The 16,335-nt window shown below is 48.6% G+C and carries 19 protein-coding genes and 2 pseudogenes; 18 read left to right on the top strand and 3 right to left on the bottom strand.

The genetic code is table 11. The annotated features are described in order from the left end of the window. Positions 1-37: 37 nt before the first annotated feature. The 5 genes from HT085_RS09495 (at position 38) to HT085_RS09515 (ending at position 3,130) form a co-directional block, all read left to right on the top strand. Complete coding sequence (locus tag HT085_RS09495; RefSeq protein WP_003686871.1) at positions 38-646, top strand: BON domain-containing protein; 609 nt, start codon at positions 38-40, stop codon at positions 644-646. A 7-nt stretch (positions 647-653) separates the two neighbouring features. Then, positions 654-1,304, top strand: coding sequence for a hypothetical protein (locus HT085_RS09500; protein ID WP_003692031.1), 651 nt, complete (start codon positions 654-656; stop codon positions 1,302-1,304). A gap of 39 nt (positions 1,305-1,343) precedes the next feature. Then, a complete protein-coding gene (map, locus tag HT085_RS09505) occupies positions 1,344-2,123 on the top strand; it encodes a type I methionyl aminopeptidase (protein WP_003686869.1) in 780 nt (259 codons plus the stop codon). 98 nt (positions 2,124-2,221) lie between these two features. Then, positions 2,222-2,521 carry a helix-turn-helix domain-containing protein gene (locus tag HT085_RS09510; protein ID WP_003686868.1) on the top strand — a complete coding sequence of 100 codons (300 nt, stop codon included), beginning with the start codon at positions 2,222-2,224 and terminating at the stop codon, positions 2,519-2,521. A 237-nt stretch (positions 2,522-2,758) separates the two neighbouring features. Continuing rightward, a complete protein-coding gene (locus HT085_RS09515) occupies positions 2,759-3,130 on the top strand; it encodes an ACP-like domain-containing protein (RefSeq protein ID WP_010355785.1) in 372 nt (123 codons plus the stop codon). Between the two features lie 186 nt (positions 3,131-3,316). Here HT085_RS09515 and HT085_RS09520 read toward each other — a convergent pair whose 3' ends face one another. From HT085_RS09520 to HT085_RS09530, 3 genes are all read right to left on the bottom strand, one after another. Further along, the gene (locus HT085_RS09520; protein WP_003686866.1) at positions 3,317-4,783 is read right to left on the bottom strand and encodes a malate:quinone oxidoreductase; all 1,467 of its coding nucleotides are present in this window, start codon (positions 4,781-4,783) and stop codon (positions 3,317-3,319) included. A 383-nt stretch (positions 4,784-5,166) separates the two neighbouring features. Continuing rightward, the gene (locus tag HT085_RS09525; protein ID WP_003692034.1) at positions 5,167-5,757 is read right to left on the bottom strand and encodes a GNAT family N-acetyltransferase; all 591 of its coding nucleotides are present in this window, start codon (positions 5,755-5,757) and stop codon (positions 5,167-5,169) included. 60 nt (positions 5,758-5,817) lie between these two features. After that, positions 5,818-6,399 carry a 5-formyltetrahydrofolate cyclo-ligase gene (locus HT085_RS09530; RefSeq protein ID WP_010355779.1) on the bottom strand — a complete coding sequence of 194 codons (582 nt, stop codon included), beginning with the start codon at positions 6,397-6,399 and terminating at the stop codon, positions 5,818-5,820. A 77-nt stretch (positions 6,400-6,476) separates the two neighbouring features. On the opposite strand from HT085_RS09530, the gene HT085_RS09535 reads away from it, so the two are divergent. From HT085_RS09535 to HT085_RS09595, 13 genes and pseudogenes are all read left to right on the top strand, one after another. Further along, positions 6,477-6,710: a hypothetical protein gene (locus HT085_RS09535; RefSeq protein ID WP_003686864.1), complete on the top strand. Its 234-nt coding sequence runs from the start codon at positions 6,477-6,479 to the stop codon at positions 6,708-6,710. 172 nt (positions 6,711-6,882) lie between these two features. Then, a complete protein-coding gene (gene rpsB, locus HT085_RS09540) occupies positions 6,883-7,611 on the top strand; it encodes a 30S ribosomal protein S2 (protein WP_003686861.1) in 729 nt (242 codons plus the stop codon). Positions 7,612-7,739: 128 nt separating this feature from the next. Continuing rightward, the gene (gene tsf / locus HT085_RS09545; RefSeq protein ID WP_003692036.1) at positions 7,740-8,594 is read left to right on the top strand and encodes a translation elongation factor Ts; all 855 of its coding nucleotides are present in this window, start codon (positions 7,740-7,742) and stop codon (positions 8,592-8,594) included. Between the two features lie 216 nt (positions 8,595-8,810). Continuing rightward, on the top strand, positions 8,811-9,530 hold the full coding sequence (pyrH, locus tag HT085_RS09550; RefSeq protein ID WP_003686859.1) for a UMP kinase: 720 nt from the start codon (positions 8,811-8,813) through the stop codon (positions 9,528-9,530). 130 nt (positions 9,531-9,660) lie between these two features. After that, on the top strand, positions 9,661-10,623 hold the full coding sequence (mafA, locus tag HT085_RS09555) for an adhesin MafA (RefSeq protein WP_003706509.1): 963 nt from the start codon (positions 9,661-9,663) through the stop codon (positions 10,621-10,623). Between the two features lie 39 nt (positions 10,624-10,662). Then, positions 10,663-12,228 carry a polymorphic toxin MafB class 3 gene (mafB, locus tag HT085_RS09560; protein WP_082298493.1) on the top strand — a complete coding sequence of 522 codons (1,566 nt, stop codon included), beginning with the start codon at positions 10,663-10,665 and terminating at the stop codon, positions 12,226-12,228. Then, positions 12,225-12,596: an SMI1/KNR4 family protein gene (locus tag HT085_RS09565; RefSeq protein ID WP_002218307.1), complete on the top strand. Its 372-nt coding sequence runs from the start codon at positions 12,225-12,227 to the stop codon at positions 12,594-12,596. The genes mafB (HT085_RS09560) and HT085_RS09565 overlap by 4 nt, the downstream gene beginning before the upstream one ends. Before the next feature lie 88 nt (positions 12,597-12,684). After that, positions 12,685-12,807, top strand: a pseudogene (locus HT085_RS09570) (adhesin); the annotation flags it as partial. Positions 12,808-12,846: 39 nt separating this feature from the next. Next, positions 12,847-14,343: a MafB family polymorphic toxin gene (locus HT085_RS09575; protein WP_048596828.1), complete on the top strand. Its 1,497-nt coding sequence runs from the start codon at positions 12,847-12,849 to the stop codon at positions 14,341-14,343. A gap of 4 nt (positions 14,344-14,347) precedes the next feature. Continuing rightward, positions 14,348-14,707 carry an immunity 8 family protein gene (locus HT085_RS09580; RefSeq protein ID WP_002218298.1) on the top strand — a complete coding sequence of 120 codons (360 nt, stop codon included), beginning with the start codon at positions 14,348-14,350 and terminating at the stop codon, positions 14,705-14,707. A 76-nt stretch (positions 14,708-14,783) separates the two neighbouring features. Further along, positions 14,784-14,993: a hypothetical protein gene (locus tag HT085_RS09585; protein ID WP_003688150.1), complete on the top strand. Its 210-nt coding sequence runs from the start codon at positions 14,784-14,786 to the stop codon at positions 14,991-14,993. Between the two features lie 100 nt (positions 14,994-15,093). Continuing rightward, positions 15,094-15,942, top strand: a pseudogene (gene mafB / locus HT085_RS09590) (polymorphic toxin MafB class 3); the annotation flags it as partial. Further along, entirely contained in the window at positions 15,939-16,295 is a 357-nt protein-coding gene (locus tag HT085_RS09595; protein ID WP_002225728.1) for a DNA mimic protein DMP12, read from the top strand. The pseudogene mafB (HT085_RS09590) and the gene HT085_RS09595, both read left to right, overlap by 4 nt. Positions 16,296-16,335: the final 40 nt, after the last annotated feature.

The following is a 16,335-nucleotide window of genomic DNA, read 5'->3' on the forward strand; positions in this document are numbered from 1 at the left end:
CAATGCCGTCTGAAACGCCCAAGAAAGGAAGTCCCCGATGAAACCCAAACCACACACCGTCCGCACCCTGATTGCCGCCGTCCTCAGCCTTGCCCTCGGCGGCTGCTTCAGCGCAGTCGTCGGCGGGGCCGCCGTCGGCGCGAAATCCGTCATCGACCGCCGAACCACCGGCGCGCAAACCGATGACAACGTTATGGCGTTGCGTATCGAAACCACCGCCCGTTCCTACCTGCGCCAAAACAACCAAACCAAAGGCTACACGCCCCAAATCTCCGTCGTCGGCTACAACCGCCACCTGCTGCTGCTCGGACAAGTCGCCACCGAAGGCGAAAAACAGTTCGTCGGTCAGATTGCACGTTCCGAACAGGCCGCCGAAGGCGTATACAACTACATTACCGTCGCCTCCCTGCCGCGCACTGCGGGCGACATCGCCGGCGACACTTGGAACACGTCCAAAGTCCGCGCCACGCTGCTGGGCATCAGCCCCGCTACACAGGCGCGCGTCAAAATCATTACCTACGGCAATGTAACCTACGTTATGGGCATCCTCACCCCCGAAGAACAGGCGCAGATTACCCAAAAAGTCAGCACCACCGTCGGCGTACAAAAAGTCATTACCCTCTACCAAAACTACGTCCAACGCTGACTCGGCAATGCCGTTTGAACCGCCTTCAGACGGCATTGCCCGACACCCCAAAAGCACAATCAAAATGGCAAAAAAACCGAACAAACCCTTCAGGCTGACCCCCAAACTCCTGATACGCGCCGTATTGCTCATCTGTATCACCGCCATCGGCGCATTGGCAGTAGGCATCGTCAGCACATTCAACCCGAACGGCGACAAAACCCTCCAAACCGAACCGCAACACACCGACAGCCCCCGCGAAACCGAATTCTGGCTGCCAAACGGCGCCGTCGGACAAGATGCCGCCCAACCCGAACACCACCACGCCGCCTCATCCGAACCCGCACAGCCGGACGGCACAGAAGAAAGCGGCAGCGGACTGCCGTCCCCTGCCGCACCCAAGAAAAACCGGGTCAAACCGCGCCCTTCGGATGCGGCCCGGGCAGCCGATTCGTTAACCGGCACCGGAACACAAGCTGAAAACACACTCAAAGAAACCCCCGTACTGCCCACAAACGCCCCCCATCCCGAACCCCGAAAAGAAACACCCGAAAAACAGGCGCAGCCCAAAGAAACACCCAAAGAAAAAGAAACGCCCAAAGAAAACCATACCAAACCGGACACCCCGAAAAACACGCCGGCCAAACCCCATAAAGAGATTCTCGACAACCTCTTTTGACCCGGCACGGCAGGCACACCCGCAATCCAAGGAAGCATTATGAACGGCATCATCATCAAAACCCCCGAAGAAATCGAAAAAATGCGCGAGCTGGGCAAACTCGTCGCCGAAGCCCTCGACTACATCGGACAATTCGTCAAACCCGGCATCACCACCGACGAAATCGACAAACTTGTTTACGACTACCACGTCAACGTCCAAGGCGGCTATCCCGCCCCCCTCCACTACGGCAACCCGCCCTACCCCAAATCCTGCTGCACCTCCGTCAACCACGTCATCTGCCACGGCATTCCCGACGACAAGCCGCTCAAAGAAGGTGACATTATCAACATCGACCTCACCATCAAAAAAGACGGTTTCCACGGCGACTCCAGCCGTATGTTTACCGTCGGCAAAGTCTCCCCCATCGCCCAACGCCTGATCGACGTAACCCACGCCTCTATGATGGCGGGCATAGAAGCCGTCAAACCTGGCGCGACGCTGGGCGGCGTAGGTTACGCCTGCCAGCAGGTTGCCGAAAATGCAGGTTATTCGGTTGTACAAGAATTCTGCGGACACGGCATCGGGCGCGGTTTCCACGAAGCCCCGCAAGTGTTGCACTACGGAAAAAAAGGGCAGGGTCCCGTTCTAAAACCGGGTATGATTTTTACCGTCGAACCGATGATCAACCAAGGCAAACGCCACCTGCGTATCCTCAACGACGGCTGGACGGTGGTTACCAAAGACCGCTCCCTCTCCGCCCAATGGGAACACGAAGTCTTGGTGACCGAAACCGGCTACGAAATCCTCACCGTCAGCCCCGCCACCGGCAAACCCTGAAGCTGTATGCAATATAAAAACAGGCTTGACCCGGCACATTACGAAAACAAAGCAAATCGGAATTTGCCCCGCAACCAGAAAAACTTAAAGGAAGTTTTATGAAAATATTTGAAAATATAGAAGATGTTAAAGCCATCCGTAAAAAGACCGGGATGAACCAGATAGACTTCTGGGGCAAGGTCGGCGTTACTCAATCCGGAGGTTCACGCTACGAAACCGGCCGCAAGATGCCCAAACCCGTACGCGAACTGCTCCGCCTCGTCCATATCGAATGCCTCGATTTGGCAAAAGTCAACAAAAAAGATATGGAAATCGCCGCCCTGTTGAAAAAACACCATCCCGACCTGTATGCCGAATTGTCCAAACAGACCAAGGCCGAAAGAAAAAAACAAGGTTAAACCGCAACCTCCGGATGCCCGGAGGTTTTTCATTTCCGAAAAATGCAAACAATGCCGTCTGAAACACCGGACAGGCCGCCGTATCCCGCCTGCCGCCCCTGCCTCAAACCGCCGAACCGCCCGAACCTGCCTTTTTACAAACTTTATCCAATTTCCTGTTTATTTCAGGATACGCCGACATTAGACTGTCAAACAGTCCGAAACGGGCAAACTCCACATCTATCCAAAGGAATAAAAATGAAACTTCTGACCACTGCAATCCTGTCTTCCGCAATCGCGCTCAGCAGTATGGCCGCCGCCGGCACGGACAACCCCACCGTTGCCAAAAAAACCGTCAGCTACGTCTGCCAGCAAGGTAAAAAAGTCAAAGTAACCTACGGCTTCAACAAACAGGGTCTGACCACATACGCCTCCGCCGTCATCAACGGCAAACGTGTGCAAATGCCCATCAATTTGGATAAATCCGACAATATGGACACGTTCTACGGCAAAGAAGGCGGTTATGTGCTGAGCACCGGCGCAATGGACAGCAAATCCTACCGCAAACAGCCTATTATGATTACCGCACCTGACAACCAAATCGTCTTCAAAGACTGTTCCCCACGTTAATCAGGCAACAAAAAACAGCGTTTTCATTTCTGAAAACGCTGTTTTTTGACCGTTCCATTATTCGCAAAAGGGAAAAAACGATTACCTGCCCCGTGTATCAAAACCTGCCCTGCCGGATGAAGGGCATAACCGGCAGGGACGGCGTCAACACCATATGGGGGTACGGCTTTTCTTGAAAGATTCGGTTTAAATATCCAACACTTTCGCGGTATAGGCGATAATTTCATCCGCCCTTTCAGGGTTTTCGTTCAACTTGATGCCGTAACCCGGTACCAGCTCTTTCAGACGACCTTCCCAAGACGGGGCGCGCTCGGGGAAGCATTGGTGCATCAGCCGGATCATCAGCGGCACAGCGGTCGATGCGCCCGGCGACGCTCCCAGCAATGCGGCGAGCGAGCCGTCGGCGTGGGCGACAATCTCCGTACCAAACTGCAGCACGCCGCCTTTTTCGGAGTCTTTTTTAATGATTTGGACGCGTTGCCCTGCGGTGATGAGTTCCCAGTCGTCGGGGTTTGCCTCGGGGTAGTATTCCAGCAGGGAGGCAAAGCGTTCTTCTTTGGTTTTACGCAATTCGCCCAGCAGGTATTTGGTCAGCGGCATATTCGCCCAGCCGGCGCGCAGCATAGGATAGAGGTTGTCCATATGGATGGACAGCGGCAAATCCATAAACGAGCCTTGCTTGAGGAAGTTGGAACGGAAACCTGCGTAAGGACCGAACATAAGGTGTCGTTTGCCGTCTACGTTGCGTGTGTCGAGGTGCGGGACGGACATCGGCGGCGCGCCGACGGAAGCCTGCCCGTACACTTTGGCGTTGTGTTGTTCGGCGGTTTCGGGGTTGCTGTTGCGGAAGAACAGGCCGGACACGGGTAAGCCGCCGTAGCCTTTGCCTTCGGGGATGCCGGATTTTTGCAGCAGGGTCAGTGCGCCGCCGCCCGCGCCGAGGAAGAGGAAGCGGGTGCGGAGGGTGAGCTGCCAGTCTGGGTTGCGGGTATCGGCGGTTTTGAGCACCCACGCGCCGTCGGATTCGCGTTTGATGTCTTCGACGTGGCGGTTGAACTCGGTTTTTACGCCCTTGCCCTGCAAATATTTCACCATCTGGCGCGTCAGCCGTCCGAAATCGACATCCGTGCCTTCGGCGGAATAGTTGGCGGCGACGGGTTGGTTTTCGTCCCGGCCGCGCATAATCAGCGGAGCCCAATCGGAAATTTTGTTCCGATCGGTGGAAAATTCCATATTTTCAAAAAGTTTCTGCGTTTTAAACACATCATAGCGTTTTTGCAGGTAACGGCAGTGGTCTTCGTTCATCACCAAAGACATATGCGGCACGGCATTGATGAAGGAATTGTCTTCCAACTTGCCTTCCGCGACCAGCGTCGCCCAAAACTGGCGGCTGACATGAAACTGTTCGGCAATATTGAGGGCGCGCGCCGGATTGATGACGCCGTCCGCACCCAGCGGCGCATAGTTCAATTCGCACAGCGCGGAATGCCCCGTGCCGGCGTTGTTCCACGCGTTTGACGATTCCAACGCCACATCTTCCAAGCGTTCAATCAGGGTGATTTCCCAAGACGGTTCGAGTTCTTTGAGCAAAACGCCCAAAGTCGCGCTCATAATGCCGCCGCCCACCAAGACAACGTCTGTCGCTTCAGCCATGGTTTACTCCTAAAAAACAGGCATCTTCTGCCCTTATGGTTATTTGCCGTACTACAAACGCCTGAATCGCAAAAGCAGGGGAAACCGGCAATGGTGTGTGTCCGAGCACGCTGTTTCGGGGTTGGAATGCGTTGCAAGTATGGCTTCCGACACCGCTTCAGGGGCTTGTAATATGTTATCGTGAATGTAGTGGATTTTACTGGGAAATGCAAAGTTTTTCTGTCGCCCGCCAAGCCGGGGAACTGCGAAACAAAAAATAAAAATAGTTATTTATCTATATATATCAAATTTTTAATAGACAAAAAATCAAAATTGTTTATATATTAATTTTTAAAAGATTGTCAGCATATCGCGTTAAGTTTTTTAAATTTGAGAATACTGCCTCACACCTGCACGCCATACCCTGCCAACCTGCCGGTCAGGATTTCCCTGTTTTTGCACCAATCTTCCCTCAGCATACTGTACACAACCGTATCGCGCACACTGCCGTCTTTACGGAGCATATGCATACGCAGCACGCCGTCTTTTTCCGCGCCCAGCCGTTCGATGGCACGTTGCGAGGCAAGGTTCAGAATATCCGTGCGCCATCCCGCGCAACAGCAAGCTAAAACATCAAATGCGTAATCCAACAGCATGATTTTGCAACAGGTGTTTATCCGTTTCCGCCGTGCCGATGCCGCATACCATGTGAATCCGATATCCAAACGCGGAATCTGCGGTTCAAAATGATAATACGCCGTTGTCCCGACCACCCTGTCCGCCTCTTCATCGACAACCGCAAACGCCAAACGCGTTGCCAATGCTGTCCCGATATAGTCTGCCACCCTATCCGGATGGGGCGCGGACGTTACCCCCAGCTTCCAAACCTCCCCATCGCAAACCGCCTCGCGCAAACCCGTTTCATGATGCACATCCAACGGTTCGAGCCGTACGCCGCCCAATGACAAAACCGGCAGTATTATCCTTTCCGACATCCTTTTCTCCCAATATTCCGCCTTCAGACGGCATTTCCGCCCGAAATGCCGTCTGAACGGCTAAAAACACAATATCCCCGCTTCCGATACAAAACCGTCCAGCGGCAGGTCGTGCGCCTCGCGTGGGAGCCTGTCCACCAACTGGCAGGCAAAGCCCACGCCCACGGTTTTCGCCTGCAAACGGTATTTCATCGCCGAAAGCGTCGCATCGTAATAGCCGCCTGCCTGCCCCAAACGGTAGCCTTCGCGGTCTATGCCGACAAGCGGGACGAGCAATACCGACAAACCGTGCACGCGGATTTTGCGCCCTGCAAACTGAGGGACATGCAGCTTCGCCCTACCGCGCTTGCGTTCCCGTTCCATTCCGCGTTCAGGATACGGCGTAAACCACATCCGCCGCGTGTGCGGTTCGATATAAGGCAGATAGAGTTTTGCGCCGCGTTTTTGCGCCGCGCGGACAAAGCCGCCCAAACGCAATTCCTTGCCCATCGGCCAATACACGCCGATTTTCCGACCGCGCTTGATATAACGTTTGAGCAGGCGGTTGATTTTTACCGCCGCCGCCGCCCGCACGTCCCGCCCCATTTGCGAACGCCGCCCGCGCAATTCGCGGCGCAGGGCGCGTTTTTCCTCGTTCCTCATTTCAGACGGCCTTTCAGGATTGCGGTAGAATGTTGCGATTATAACGATTTTGTTAACATTCAAACAGGACGCACACAATGTGGCACATCGTCGCCATCGGCTATCTTTTTGTTGCCGTTATGTATTCCGCCGCGCAGCCGAGTATTGCGCGCGCTTTGATTTATTTGGTTTTTTGGGTGGTTCTGCCCACCGTGTTCACGGTCTTCGCCGTAACCGTCCGCCGCCGCAACCGCCTGATGGGGCAGCAGGAACAGGCAGAATCCGAACAGCAGCGCGCACAACGGCAAAAAGACAGCGGCACAAAACCCTGAATCCCTTTTCAGACGGCATCTTATCCGCTATAATCCGTCAGTTTTCCATTTCGGAAACACACTATTTTTAAAACTTATGCCCACTTTCGCCGAAGGGTGCTTGACAATAGGCGCCGCCTATCAAGTTCTATGCGATTGAATGTGTGCTCTTTAACCCTTTCAAGGAAATAACATGTCTCAAATTACTATGCGTCAGATGATTGAAGCCGGTGTTCACTTCGGCCACCAAACCCGTTTCTGGAACCCGAAAATGGCTCAATACATTTTCGGCGCGCGCAACAAAATCCATATCGTAAACTTGGAAAAAACCCTGCCGATGTTCCAAGAGGCGCAAGAAGCCGTACGTCGTCTGGTTGCCAACAAAGGTACGGTATTGTTCGTAGGTACCAAACGCCAGGCACGCGACATCATCCGCGAAGAAGCGACCCGCGCCGGTATGCCTTTCGTCGACCACCGCTGGTTGGGCGGTATGCTGACCAACTACAAAACCGTTAAGCAATCCATCAAACGCCTGGAAGAAAAAACCGCAGCCTTGGAAAATGCTGCCGAAAGCGGTTTCAGCAAAAAAGAAATTCTGGAAATGCAACGCGACGTTGAAAAACTGGAACGCTCTTTGGGCGGTATCAAAAACATGAAAGGCCTGCCCGACGCGATTTTCGTTATCGATACCGGCTACCAAAAAGGTACTCTGGTTGAAGCTGAAAAACTGGGCATCCCCGTTATCGCCGTAGTCGATACCAACAACAGCCCAGACGGCGTGAAATACGTCATCCCCGGCAACGACGACTCCGCCAAAGCCATCCGCCTGTACTGCCGAGGCATCGCCGACGCAGTTTTGGAAGGCAAAAACCAAGCGCTGCAAGAAACCGTAGCCGCTGCCCAAGAAACCGCTGCCGAGTAATTCGGTACACAGAAGAGGGGCGTTATGCCCCTTTTCTCAAATATGCCGTCTGAACGCCCGTTCGCGGCACACGATTCCCGAATGTGGAAAATCCTTTCCGTATTTCCCAAAAATCTAGGAGATTCAAAATGGCAGAAATTACTGCAAAAATGGTTGCCGACCTGCGCGCCGCTACCGGCCTGGGTATGATGGAATGCAAAAAAGCCTTGGTTGAAGCTGAAGGCAACTTCGACAAAGCCGAAGAAATCCTGCGTATTAAATCCGGTGCGAAAGCGGGCAAACTGGCTGGCCGTACTGCTGCCGAAGGCGTATTGGCTTATGCAATCAACGGTAATGTCGGCGCATTGGTCGAAGTAAACTGCGAAACCGACTTCGTTGCTAAAGACGCCGGCTTCGTAGAATTTGCCAACTTCGTTGCGAAAACTGCTGCCGAGAAAAAACCGGCTTCTGTTGAAGAACTGAGCGAACTGGTTGAATCAGAACGCAAAGCCATCATCGCTAAATTGGGCGAGAACATGTCTGTCCGCCGCTTCCAAGTGATTGACACTGCCAACCAACTGGTTGCCTACATCCACGGCGCATTGGCGACCGAAGGCGTTTTGGTCGAGTACAAAGGCTCTGAAGATGTAGCACGCAAAATCGGTATGCACATCGTTGCCGCCAAACCGCAATGCGTAAGCGAAGCCGAAGTAGATGCTGAAACCGTTGAAAAAGAACGCCACATCTACACCGAGCAAGCCATCGCTTCCGGCAAACCTGCCGACATCGCCGCTAAAATGGTTGAAGGCCGTATCCGCAAATTCTTGGCTGAAATCACTCTGAACGGCCAAGCATTCGTGATGAACCCTGACCAAACTGTTGCCCAATTCGCTAAAGAAAACGACACTGAAGTGGTTAGCTTCGTACGCTACAAAGTAGGCGACGGTATCGAGAAAGCCGTTGTCGACTACGCAGCCGAAGTAGCCGCAGCCGCCAAAGTGTAAGGCACTTATGAAAAAGAAAGCACCTGGATTCCAAACGAATCAGGGTGCTTTTTTTTGAGAAAACCGTTTACGGTACCTATTTTAAGACGACCGAATATAAAGGCCGTCTGAAAACAAAACAATAATAGAACGACACACCATATCATTGTAATCCGACCATTTGAAATTCAGACGTCCCAACTCCGACCGACGACATTCAAGAAAGCAAGGTATCCCATGACACAGCAAATCAAATACAAACGCGTATTACTGAAACTCTCCGGCGAATCCCTGATGGGTTCCGATCCGTTCGGCATCAATCACGATACCATTGTTCAAACTGTCGGCGAAATTGCCGAAATCGTGAAAATGGGTGTGCAAGTCGGTATCGTTGTCGGCGGCGGTAACATTTTCCGCGGCGTATCTGCACAAGCAGGCAGCATGGACCGCGCCACTGCCGACTACATGGGCATGATGGCGACCGTGATGAACGCCTTGGCACTCAAAGACGCATTTGAAACCTTGGGCATCAAAGCGCGCGTACAATCCGCACTGTCTATGCAGCAAATCGCTGAAACTTACGCCCGTCCTAAAGCCATTCAATATTTGGAAGAAGGCAAAGTCGTGATTTTCGCCGCCGGTACCGGTAATCCGTTCTTCACGACCGACACTGCCGCCGCATTGCGCGGCGCGGAAATGAACTGCGACGTGATGCTCAAAGCCACCAACGTCGACGGCGTGTACACCGCAGACCCGAAAAAAGACCCGTCCGCCACACGCTACGAAACCATTACTTTTGACGAAGCCTTGAATAAAAACCTCAAAGTCATGGACGCGACCGCCTTTGCCCTCTGCCGCGAACGCAAGCTCAATATCGTCGTCTTCGGCATCGCCAAACAAGGCTCGCTCAAACGCGTCATTACCGGCGAAGACGAAGGCACACTGGTCCACTGCTGATTGATGATTGACCATAGGGTCGGCAGATATAGTCGCATATGGGCTTCAGACAGCCATTTATTATATGGAGATTATAGTGGATTAAATTTACAATTTTGATACAATTTGTTTTTCATAAAGGAGAAAATCTATGCGGGCACGGCTGCTGATACCTATTCTTTTTTCAGTTTTTATTTTATCCGCCTGCGGGACACTGACAGGTATTCCATCGCATGGCGGAGGCAAACGCTTCGCGGTCGAACAAGAACTTGTGGCCGCTTCTGCCAGAGCTGCCGTTAAAGACATGGATTTACAGGCATTACACGGACGAAAAGTTGCATTGTACATTGCAACTATGGGCGACCAAGGTTCAGGCAGTTTGACAGGGGGTCGCTACTCCATTGATGCACTGATTCGCGGCGAATACATAAACAGCCCTGCCGTCCGTACCGATTACACCTATCCGCGTTACGAAACCACCGCTGAAACAACATCAGGCGGTTTGACGGGTTTAACCACTTCTTTATCTACACTTAATGCCCCTGCACTCTCGCGCACCCAATCAGACGGTAGCGGAAGTAGGAGCAGTCTGGGCTTAAATATTGGCGGGATGGGGGATTATCGAAATGAAACCTTGACGACCAACCCGCGCGACACTGCCTTTCTTTCCCACTTGGTACAGACCGTATTTTTCCTGCGCGGCATAGACGTTGTTTCTCCTGCCAATGCCGATACAGATGTGTTTATTAACATCGACGTATTCGGAACGATACGCAACAGAACCGAAATGCACCTATACAATGCCGAAACACTGAAAGCCCAAACAAAACTGGAATATTTCGCAGTAGACAGAACCAATAAAAAATTGCTCATCAAACCCAAAACCAATGCGTTTGAAGCTGCCTATAAAGAAAATTACGCATTGTGGATGGGGCCGTATAAAGTAAGCAAAGGAATCAAACCGACGGAAGGATTGATGGTCGATTTCTCCGATATCCGGCCATACGGCAATCATACGGGTAACTCCGCCCCATCCGTAGAGGCTGATAACAGTCATGAGGGGTATGGATACAGCGATGAAGCAGTGCGACAACATAGACAAGGGCAACCTTGATTCACACTGCCATAACCGCTTGCTGCCAAGGAAAACAAAATGAATTTGCCTATTCAAAAATTCATGATGCTGTTTGCAGCGGCAATATCGTTGCTGCAAATCCCCATTAGTCATGCGAACGGTTTGGATGCCCGTTTGCGCGATGATATGCAGGCAAAACACTACGAACCGGGTGGCAAATACCATCTGTTCGGTAATGGTCGCGGCAGTGTTAAAAATCGGGTTTGCGCCGTCCAAACATTTGATGCAACTGCGGTCGGCCCCATACTGCCTATTACACACGAACGGACAGGGTTTGAAGGCATTATCGGTTATGAAACCCATTTTTCAGGACACGGACACGAAGTACACAGTCCGTTCGATAATCATGATTCAAAAAGCACTTCTGATTTCAGCGGCAGCGTAGACGGCGGTTTTACCGTTTACCAACTTCATCGGACAGGGTCGGAAATACATCCCGCAGACGGATATGACGGGCCTCAAGGCGGCGGTTATCCGGAACCACAAGGGGCAAGGGATATATACAGTTACCATATCAAAGGAACTTCTACAAAAACAAAGATAAACACTGTTCCGCAAGCCCCTTTTTCAGACCGCTGGCTAAAAGAAAATGCCGGTGCCGCTTCCGGTTTTCTCAGCCGTGCGGATGAAGCAGGAAAACTGATATGGGAAAACGACCCCGATAAAAATTGGCGGGCTAACCGTATGGATGATATTCGCGGCATCGTCCAAGGTGCGGTTAATCCTTTTTTAACGGGTTTTCAGGGATTGGGAGTTGGGGCAATTACAGACAGTGCGGTAAACCCGGTCACAGATACAGCCGCTCAGCAGACTCTACAAGGTATTAATGATTTAGGAAATTTAAGTCCGGAAGCACAACTTGCTGCCGCGAGCCTATTACAGGACAGTGCTTTTGCGGTAAAAGACGGCATCAATTCCGCCAGACAATGGGCTGATGCCCATCCGAATATAACAGCAACAGCCCAAACTGCCCTTGCCGTAGCAGAGGCCGCAGGTACGGTTTGGCGCGGTAAAAAAGTAGAACTTAACCCGGCCAAATGGGATTGGGTTAAAAATACCGGCTATGAAACAACTGTTACCCGAAAGACTTTAGATGGGCAAATAGCTGGCAAGAACAAGCCTATTAAACCTTCTTCAGGAGATTATGTCTTGCCGGTAGGCAGACAAATCATAGATCCTACTCGTACATCTTTTTCACAAGCTACAGTTAGCTATCAGAAGCGTGGTGCAAATTACAACTATGATTCTCTTGTAGCTGCAATGAACGAAAAAAAATCATGGGTTGGCGACAGGGTTGATGTTGTTAATATGCCTGATGGAGCACCTACTAGTATGGATAACACGCGTATTATGGCAGCACGTGAAGCAGGGGTAAAAGTGGAAGCGAATGTTCATAATTTTAATGACCGATTATCATCAAAAGAGAGAATCAGGTTTAAGCATGATGGTATTGAGCCTCAAACTTGGGGAGAAGCTATCCAGCTACGAATTAGAAAGCAAGAAACACAAAAAGGAGTTCCAGAAGGGTGGAGCAAAAGATTTCCTAACGGAAGTATTTATGATGTAAAGGTACTTAGGAAATGATAAAACAAAATAGTTTTGTTCCGTATCCTGAAGCAATGCTTCCTAAAGGATTTAAATATCCGCAAAGTTATTTAAAATTAGCTCAATCCACTCATGCCATTAACTACGATGAACAATATTCTTTTCCTTGGTGGTTTGAAAATGCAGAAAGCAATATATCAGAAGTAATTGACATTTATTTTGAAATAACTGGCATTCCAAACCTATTACCTTTTGCTAGAAACCAAGAGTGGGCTGCCTGTTTTGATATTTCAGATAAATCAGGTAATCCTAAAATTATAGTAGTTAATTTAGATAATACAAAATATTACGAGACTTTTGAAAATTTTGATACTTGGCTAAAAGAAGCTGAAAATGATGGTTGGTAGCAGCCGTAGGTCGGATTCTCGAATCCGACATTTTCCAACAGCGGCATTTCGGAAACGATAGACGCGTCAAATATTTTTGTCGGATACAAGTATCCAACCATACGGCAATCATACGGGTAACTCCGCCCCATCCGTAGAGGCTGATAACAGTCATGAGGGGTATGGATACAGCGATGAAGCAGTGCGACAACATAGACAAGGGCAACCTTGATTCACACTGCCATAACCGCTTGCTGCCAAGGAAAACAAAATGAATTTGCCTATTCAAAAATTCATGATGCTGTTTGCAGCGGCAATATCGTTGCTGCAAATCCCCATTAGTCATGCGAACGGTTTGGATGCCCGTTTGCGCGATGATATGCAGGCAAAACACTACGAACCGGGTGGCAAATACCATCTGTTCGGTAATGGTCGCGGCAGTGTTAAAAATCGGGTTTGCGCCGTCCAAACATTTGATGCAACTGCGGTCGGCCCCATACTGCCTATTACACACGAACGGACAGGGTTTGAAGGCATTATCGGTTATGAAACCCATTTTTCAGGACACGGACACGAAGTACACAGTCCGTTCGATAATCATGATTCAAAAAGCACTTCTGATTTCAGCGGCAGCGTAGACGGCGGTTTTACCGTTTACCAACTTCATCGGACAGGGTCGGAAATACATCCCGCAGACGGATATGACGGGCCTCAAGGCGGCGGTTATCCGGAACCACAAGGGGCAAGGGATATATACAGTTACCATATCAAAGGAACTTCTACAAAAACAAAGATAAACACTGTTCCGCAAGCCCCTTTTTCAGACCGCTGGCTAAAAGAAAATGCCGGTGCCGCTTCCGGTTTTCTCAGCCGTGCGGATGAAGCAGGAAAACTGATATGGGAAAACGACCCCGATAAAAATTGGCGGGCTAACCGTATGGATGATATTCGCGGCATCGTCCAAGGTGCGGTTAATCCTTTTTTAACGGGTTTTCAGGGATTGGGAGTTGGGGCAATTACAGACAGTGCGGTAAACCCGGTAACCTATGCGGCAGCACGGAAAACTTTACAGGGTATTCACAATTTAGGAAATTTAAGTCCGGAAGCACAACTTGCCGCCGCGAGCCTATTACAGGACAGTGCTTTTGCGGTAAAAGACGGCATCAATTCCGCCAGACAATGGGCTGATGCCCATCCGAATATAACAGCAACAGCCCAAACTGCCCTTGCCGTAGCAGAGGCTGCAGGTACGGTTTGGGGCGGTAAAAAAGTAGAACTTAACCCGGCCAAATGGGATTGGGTTAAAAATACCGGCTATAAAAAACCTGCTGCCCGCCATATGCAGACTGTAGATGGGGAGATGGCAGGGGGGAATAGACCGCCTAAATCTATAACGTCGGAAGGAAAAGCTAATGCTGCAACCTATCCTAAGTTGGTTAATCAGCTAAATGAGCAAAACTTAAATAACATTGCGGCTCAAGATCCAAGATTGAGTCTAGCTATTCATGAGGGTAAAAAAAATTTTCCAATAGGAACTGCAACTTATGAAGAGGCAGATAGACTAGGTAAAATTTGGGTTGGTGAGGGTGCAAGACAAACTAGTGGAGGCGGATGGTTAAGTAGAGATGGCACTCGACAATATCGGCCACCAACAGAAAAAAAATCACAATTTGCAACTACAGGTATTCAAGCAAATTTTGAAACTTATACTATTGATTCAAATGAAAAAAGAAATAAAATTAAAAATGGACATTTAAATATTAGGTAATTATATGAGATTAAAATTAAAAAATTATGATTGTTCTGACTTTGATTTGGAAGATTTCCCACAAGACAAGTTAGAAAATTTTTGTATACTTTTGACATTATCAATAGGTTTTGATGAAAGTAATGGTGCTGATTATTTTTATGTTTATATATATAGCACCGAATGGTTACTTTCAAATATACATAGACCGATGTCATTAAAAAACTCAATTGTTACAAACCGTTTTAATATTGAACACATATTAAAATTGATAAATGATATATTGGAAATATGTAATTCAACGTCTGAAGATAAGTCTATATCAAATTTGGCAAAATATTTTGACTGGGAATTTGACGATTATAATCTAAATATCCAAGACTAAAGATGGTGGGACAGCATTTAGACCAAAAACAGGTAAACAGTATTTTGATGACAAATTAAAATAAAAGGAATTATTCATGAAATTAATTGATTTTGAAGGGAATTTAGTTAAAATTAGTCTCGATAAAGATGAGTTGTATATTATTCAAGCAATTGTAGGAGAAATTTATTCAGGCGTATGCGTGGATTGTAGAGATTTTGAGATAATTCATGGTGTTGAAAAAAATAAAGTTCTTCTTTTGGATAAAGAACTTAAAAAAATATATGATACTTGGGATAAATGTTAGCTAGATAGGGTGGGCACTCGTTGCCCACCTTTTGCCGTATATTAAAAATCCTTTTCAGGCTGCCTGAAACTGGGTGGGCATCAATGCCAATCCTAACTGTGCGGATGAAGCAGGAAAACTGATATGGGAAGACGACCCCGATAAAAATTGGCGGGCTAACCGTATGGATGATATTCGCGGCATCGTCCAAGGTGCGGTTAATCCTTTTTTAACGGGTTTTCAAGGAGTAGGGATTGGGGCAATTACAGACAGTGCGGTAAGCCCGGTCACAGATACAGCCGCTCAGCAGACTCTACAAGGTATTAATGATTTAGGAAAATTAAGTCCGGAAGCACAACTTGCTGTCGCGAGCCTATTACAGGACAGTGCCTTTGCGGTAAAAGACGGCATTAATTCCGCCAGACAATGGGCTGATGCCCATCCGAATATAACAGCAACAGCCCAAACTGCCCTTGCCGTAGCAGAGGCCGCAGGTACGGTTTGGCGCGGTAAAAAAGTAGAACTTAACCCGACCAAATGGGATTGGGTTAAAAATACCGGCTATGAAAAACCTGCTGCCCGACCTATGCAGACTGTTGACGGGGAAATGGCAGGTGGGAATAAACCTATTAAATCTTTACCAAACAGCGCCGCTGAAAAAAGAAAACAAAGTTTTAAGAAGTTTAGTAGCAACTGGAGTTCAGCAAGTTTTGATTCAGTGCACAAAACACTAACTCCCAATGCACCTGGTATTTTAAGTCCTGATAAAGTTAAAACTCGATACACTAGTTTAGATGGAAAAATTACAATTATAAAAGATAACGAAAACAACTATTTTAGAATCCATGATAATTCACGAAAACAGTATCTTGATTCAAATGGTAATGTTGTGAAAACCGGTAATTTACAAGGTAAGCAAGCAAAAGATTATTTACAACAACAAACTCATATCAGGAACTTAGACAAATGAATGAACACAACCTGTTAATTTTCTGTTTAAAAGACAATGTTTCAATTAGTGAATATACTGAAATGGTTGATTGGGCTTATGAAAACATTCAATCTGAAACAGTTGTAGAAATTACGGAAAATCAAATTATTGAATATCAAAATCGTGGATTATGGGGGCTTGTTTCTGAAATTACCGATAATTGGTTATTTGGACCAAGTGAGGGGGATTGGCTAATAGATAAGGAAAGTATTTTGGCTGTAAAAGAAAAATTACAAAATTCAGATTTTTCTACAGAGCCCTTAGTGAAAAATATTATTCATGTACTTGAATATGCTATAAAAAATGAAAAAACAGTAATTTTTCATTTTTGAAACTAATCTAATTTTTAGTAATATTGATGCAGAGCAAGCA

Origin of the sequence: Neisseria gonorrhoeae, from assembly GCF_013030075.1 — a bacterium.
In the GTDB taxonomy this organism is placed as follows: Bacteria; Pseudomonadota; Gammaproteobacteria; order Burkholderiales; family Neisseriaceae; genus Neisseria; species Neisseria gonorrhoeae.

Coding starts and splice junctions, on each gene's coding strand:
- HT085_RS09495 (WP_003686871.1), top strand. CDS start 38: ATGAAACCCAAACCACACACCGTCCGCACCCTGATTGCCGCCGTCCTC.
- HT085_RS09500 (WP_003692031.1), top strand. CDS start 654: ATGCCGTTTGAACCGCCTTCAGACGGCATTGCCCGACACCCCAAAAGC.
- map (WP_003686869.1), top strand. CDS start 1,344: ATGAACGGCATCATCATCAAAACCCCCGAAGAAATCGAAAAAATGCGC.
- HT085_RS09510 (WP_003686868.1), top strand. CDS start 2,222: ATGAAAATATTTGAAAATATAGAAGATGTTAAAGCCATCCGTAAAAAG.
- HT085_RS09515 (WP_010355785.1), top strand. CDS start 2,759: ATGAAACTTCTGACCACTGCAATCCTGTCTTCCGCAATCGCGCTCAGC.
- HT085_RS09520 (WP_003686866.1), bottom strand. CDS start 4,783: ATGGCTGAAGCGACAGACGTTGTCTTGGTGGGCGGCGGCATTATGAGC.
- HT085_RS09525 (WP_003692034.1), bottom strand. CDS start 5,757: ATGTCGGAAAGGATAATACTGCCGGTTTTGTCATTGGGCGGCGTACGG.
- HT085_RS09530 (WP_010355779.1), bottom strand. CDS start 6,399: ATGAGGAACGAGGAAAAACGCGCCCTGCGCCGCGAATTGCGCGGGCGG.
- HT085_RS09535 (WP_003686864.1), top strand. CDS start 6,477: ATGTGGCACATCGTCGCCATCGGCTATCTTTTTGTTGCCGTTATGTAT.
- rpsB (WP_003686861.1), top strand. CDS start 6,883: ATGTCTCAAATTACTATGCGTCAGATGATTGAAGCCGGTGTTCACTTC.
- tsf (WP_003692036.1), top strand. CDS start 7,740: ATGGCAGAAATTACTGCAAAAATGGTTGCCGACCTGCGCGCCGCTACC.
- pyrH (WP_003686859.1), top strand. CDS start 8,811: ATGACACAGCAAATCAAATACAAACGCGTATTACTGAAACTCTCCGGC.
- mafA (WP_003706509.1), top strand. CDS start 9,661: ATGCGGGCACGGCTGCTGATACCTATTCTTTTTTCAGTTTTTATTTTA.
- mafB (WP_082298493.1), top strand. CDS start 10,663: ATGAATTTGCCTATTCAAAAATTCATGATGCTGTTTGCAGCGGCAATA.
- HT085_RS09565 (WP_002218307.1), top strand. CDS start 12,225: ATGATAAAACAAAATAGTTTTGTTCCGTATCCTGAAGCAATGCTTCCT.
- HT085_RS09575 (WP_048596828.1), top strand. CDS start 12,847: ATGAATTTGCCTATTCAAAAATTCATGATGCTGTTTGCAGCGGCAATA.
- HT085_RS09580 (WP_002218298.1), top strand. CDS start 14,348: ATGAGATTAAAATTAAAAAATTATGATTGTTCTGACTTTGATTTGGAA.
- HT085_RS09585 (WP_003688150.1), top strand. CDS start 14,784: ATGAAATTAATTGATTTTGAAGGGAATTTAGTTAAAATTAGTCTCGAT.
- HT085_RS09595 (WP_002225728.1), top strand. CDS start 15,939: ATGAATGAACACAACCTGTTAATTTTCTGTTTAAAAGACAATGTTTCA.